Below are 3,882 nucleotides of genomic sequence, written 5' to 3'. Positions count from 1 at the left end.
AACTGTTGTTGCTTGCTCGCTACGCTTTTCCCTAACCAAATGTCGCTCACTATTAGGAATAGAAACAATGCTATCAGAAAGCCCAGCACTCCCCCTGTAAATATATTCAAACGTAGTGCGTTTTTGATCTTCGATTGTTCTTGATGAATCAACCTTAAATTCTCTTTGATAACGCTCGCTGTTGCTTCCTCGCTTGCTTTCAACAAGGCTTTGTAGTTTTCCAAGTGCTGTTGCGTAACGCTCTCTGCTTGTTCCTTGATACTCTGCTCTTGCTCTGTTGTGTTCTTCTGCAAATTTTTGATCAAATTGTCGATTTTCATAAATTGTACCCTCTAGGCGTATATTCCTCTTACCATCAGGATTCTTAATACTGATTGATCTATCTGTTTGTCTTGTTATTTCAAAACCTGCTACTTCTAAAGTTTGAATAACGTCTTTTCTATCCTGAATATTCCCTTTACCAATTTGATCAGCAATCACCAAACCTATTTGCTCTTTAATGTCCTTAACTGACGGAGGTAAGTTTTGGCTGTTAAGCGTCTTAATAGCTTGAGCTTTTTCAGGTGCGTGAGGGTCTGATAATCCATGTTCAAAGTTAGTTTTTTGCTTCCAATTTTCAACTAATGGACGATCTACTTTGTCGTAGTAAGGCTGTAAGCGTTTTCCTGTACTTAATTCAACATTTGGAATAATAAAATTAAGCTCCAAACGCCCTTTATCCGTATGTTCTATCCAAGTAATGTCGTATTGATCTCTTTCTAATCCTGCAAGTAGTGTTTTTTCAAAATCTTGCATGATTTCTTGTTTTATTTGATCTTTAAGGTTTGCTTCTTCAAAAGATAAAACACCGACTGTATAACGGTTTTGAAAGTCTAAGTTGTCCGCTAATCGAGCGGTTAAATCAGGGTCGCCACTAAGTAAAATCGCTCCATCACGATCTTTGTCTTTACCTAGCATGTAATCAATAACTGCACCTGCACTGCCGCCACCTTTGTTTCCCAATATTTTAACGATCATAGTTTTCTAATACTTCTTGAAGTTGCTCTCTAATCATTGCCAATTGTGCAAATGCTTTGATTTTTTCTATATCTGATTCAACGGTATTCACTTGGCGAGCAATTTGATTCAAATTCCCACCAATACGAGCTAAAGCATTAAGAAGAATTGGATCCGCTACTTTGTAATTTCTTTTTTTATTCGGTTTTTCATCTAAACAAACTGATCTCATCCACGTAGCAAGCTCACCACCTGTCATACGCTCAAGTAAAGCTTGATGTTCTTCTTCTGTAAGACGAATTTTGATTTCTTTATTTCGCTTAATTGTCTGTTTCATTTCTAACTCTATTTCGGAGTTGAATCGCTTTTTTATAAAGGACCTGGCTAGCTGAAAGCTGGCCATGTTCCTGCAATAAAAAAAGCGAAAGAGGGTTTTAGGGAGGCTTCCCTAACAAGGCACAAAAGGAACTCTAACGAAACCTTTAGGTTTTGTCTAGAGTACCCTTTGTGTGTCCTTGCCCTTATATATTTTTTTAAAATTAAAAATAATTTAATGTGATATAATGTTTACATTACAGTTAACTTAATGATCAAAATGAAAAGAGCTCTTCTATTTTTAATTCTAGGAATAACTATTCAAAGCCATGCTTATTCTGAAGCTGAGTTAGATAACTTTCTAATAGAAAATATGAACGCAATAAGATTAAACGCAGAAAAAATTAATGAGTTAGATAAAGAAATAGAAACAATAGGAAATGGTATAGAAATTTTAGAACCAATCTGTGAGAAACGAAAAGTCATTCGGAATTATATTGCTTTACTTGAAAATATAGAAAATTCAAAAGAACTTATGGAATTGATCAAAGAAGATACGAGATTTATTGAATATAAAATGTATATCAAAAAAACAAAAGAAAACTGGCAAAAGTATATAAATAGAGATGATGAAAGACTACGTAAAAAGTTGAATGTAAAACCAGAGATGAAAGTAATCACATTAGATTATGTTTGTAGAGCCGGGGGATATTAAAAGAAGAAAAAAAGCTGATATCTGATTTAGGCTTGTTTAGTCTCAAAAAGAGAGTCTATAGACTCTCTTTTTTTCTGCGGAAATATGTAGCTCTACTAATACCTAATTCTTTCCAAGGTTCTCCTAATGAAGGTCTACCGCCTGCTTTAGATTTCTTACCACCTATGGCGCCTTTACGGCTTTGACGATCAATAAACTCTTGATAGCAGTAGGCATCTTTTTTCCAACAGTATGTAGCGATACTCTTAGCTGTAGCTTTGATTTCTGAATACGGTAATGCCTCTAAAAACGCCTCATTTACGCTTAAACACTGTTTGGTGACTTCCTCTAGCCAAGTATTATAAACACCACCTCTATGCGCTCTAACAGCCGTATACGCCCATTTACGCACGGTATTGAACATAGTGCAGTTACGTCCAAGCCCTGAAACTTCCTGTTTTTTGCTTAATTTCTTCGGTAACTCGACAAAATCGGCTAAATAATCGAGTGTGTAAGCTTGTTCACTCCAAAAAGTGACACGCCAATCTTTATGAAATGGATTCTTCGTAATGAGATGACTGTAGCCAACGTCTGCTCCAAGTTTATTGGCAAGTCCAGCTTGTATCTTAGCTGCATAGCTAATAGCTTTTTGACTGGCTAATTCACTGGTACACAATGGAATTTCTAATTTATAGCAAATATGTGCATGACCATTTTTAGGTGTTTGTGCTGTCCAATAGGGCATTGGTAGATTTGCATCATGCCAAGCCATGACAGCTTCGGCACGATCTATATCAAAAAAGAAGTAATGAATCATACAAGGCTGATTACCCTGTATGTACTGCATACTAATTGCCGTTTTTTTCGGTCTTATTTGTAAACCGTACAATAAATCATCTGCACAGTATGGTTTATGAGCAAGATTTTCAAAAAAATCCTGTAATTGTATATTTTTCACAGTTTGCAACGTCCTATATGTTGCAAATGCTTAAAACATCGGTAAAATACAAGTATCGAATTTGCGTTTACTGATGCTTTAAGTATTTGTTAAACAAAGAAAAGAAAGTAGGTTTGCCGACCTACTTTTTTTTCGCCTGTAAGAAATTTAACACAAAATAAATTTCTTTAAAAGTATCTGATTTTACAAGGAAAATTATTATCTCATTGGGCTAGATAATAATTTAGATAATCCATTTTTTACTCAACATAATCATCGAGATAATCAGAAGTTTAGTTCTATATAATCATCGAGATAATCCTCTATCTCGCTTCTCAAAATCTTCTCTCTTAATCTGCTGACGTTCTAATTGCTTTTGATTTGTTCGATCAATTTGCTGTTCAGATCGTTCAATTGCTGATTTTGTCTGCTCAAGTCTTGATTCTGTGTCGTTAATAGCTCGATCTGCGTTATCAATAGCTCGATCTGCTCTGTCTGATTTTTCTTTATTTGCTCTAACTCGTTCAATTGCTTCTCTAATGAGTCTAATAAATCGTTGTAACGATTCATAAAGTCGTTTGGCATCTTCTTGTTCCGATGTATTTGGTTTCTTTGCTTTATTCGCCTGAGATTGGCTCAATGATGATTTTTGAGTATTTTTTATATCTGCATACAAATACTCAACGTCCCAAAGATTACCTATGTCCTTATCATTTGAACGATTTAAAGCATGATCAAAGGGATTCTTATCAAAAGGATTATTTAAGGTTTTACTGAAAGCACCTTGTTGTCGTTTTTGGTTGTATAAGCTTCCGATGTCTTGCTGTCGTTTGCTCTGATGTAATACGTTGTTTTGTCCTTGCTTTCCAATATCGTCACTGTCTTTAAAACTTTCTGCTCTAATTGGGTGTACTCGATCTGTGAGTTGAGTGTTGCCAAC

At 35.2% G+C, this 3,882-nt stretch carries 4 protein-coding genes and 1 pseudogene; 1 reads left to right on the top strand and 4 read right to left on the bottom strand.

The window, feature by feature from the left end:
- Positions 1-1,017, bottom strand: a 1,017-nt coding sequence (locus FTU06_RS16565; protein WP_180147618.1) for a relaxase/mobilization nuclease domain-containing protein, incomplete at its 3' end; no start/stop codon positions are given.
- On the bottom strand, positions 1,007-1,333 hold the full coding sequence (gene mobC, locus FTU06_RS16560) for a plasmid mobilization relaxosome protein MobC (RefSeq protein WP_104490848.1): 327 nt from the start codon (positions 1,331-1,333) through the stop codon (positions 1,007-1,009). The genes mobC and FTU06_RS16565, both read right to left, overlap by 11 nt.
- Before the next feature lie 258 nt (positions 1,334-1,591).
- Here mobC and FTU06_RS16555 point away from each other — a divergent pair, with 258 nt between their 5' ends.
- Positions 1,592-2,026: a hypothetical protein gene (locus FTU06_RS16555; protein ID WP_180147616.1), complete on the top strand. Its 435-nt coding sequence runs from the start codon at positions 1,592-1,594 to the stop codon at positions 2,024-2,026.
- Between the two features lie 55 nt (positions 2,027-2,081).
- On the opposite strand, the gene FTU06_RS16550 is transcribed toward FTU06_RS16555, so the two are convergent.
- A complete protein-coding gene (locus tag FTU06_RS16550; protein ID WP_180147614.1) occupies positions 2,082-2,963 on the bottom strand; it encodes a replication initiation protein in 882 nt (293 codons plus the stop codon).
- 286 nt (positions 2,964-3,249) lie between these two features.
- Positions 3,250-3,882 (bottom strand): annotated as a pseudogene (locus FTU06_RS16545) (hypothetical protein); the annotation flags it as partial.

It is taken from the genome of Acinetobacter sp. YH12052 (assembly GCF_013419835.1).
GTDB lineage: Bacteria > Pseudomonadota > Gammaproteobacteria > Pseudomonadales > Moraxellaceae > Acinetobacter > Acinetobacter amyesii.
The sequence above is the reverse complement of the archived record's forward strand: the minus strand, read 5'-3'. Positions and strand labels throughout refer to the sequence as shown.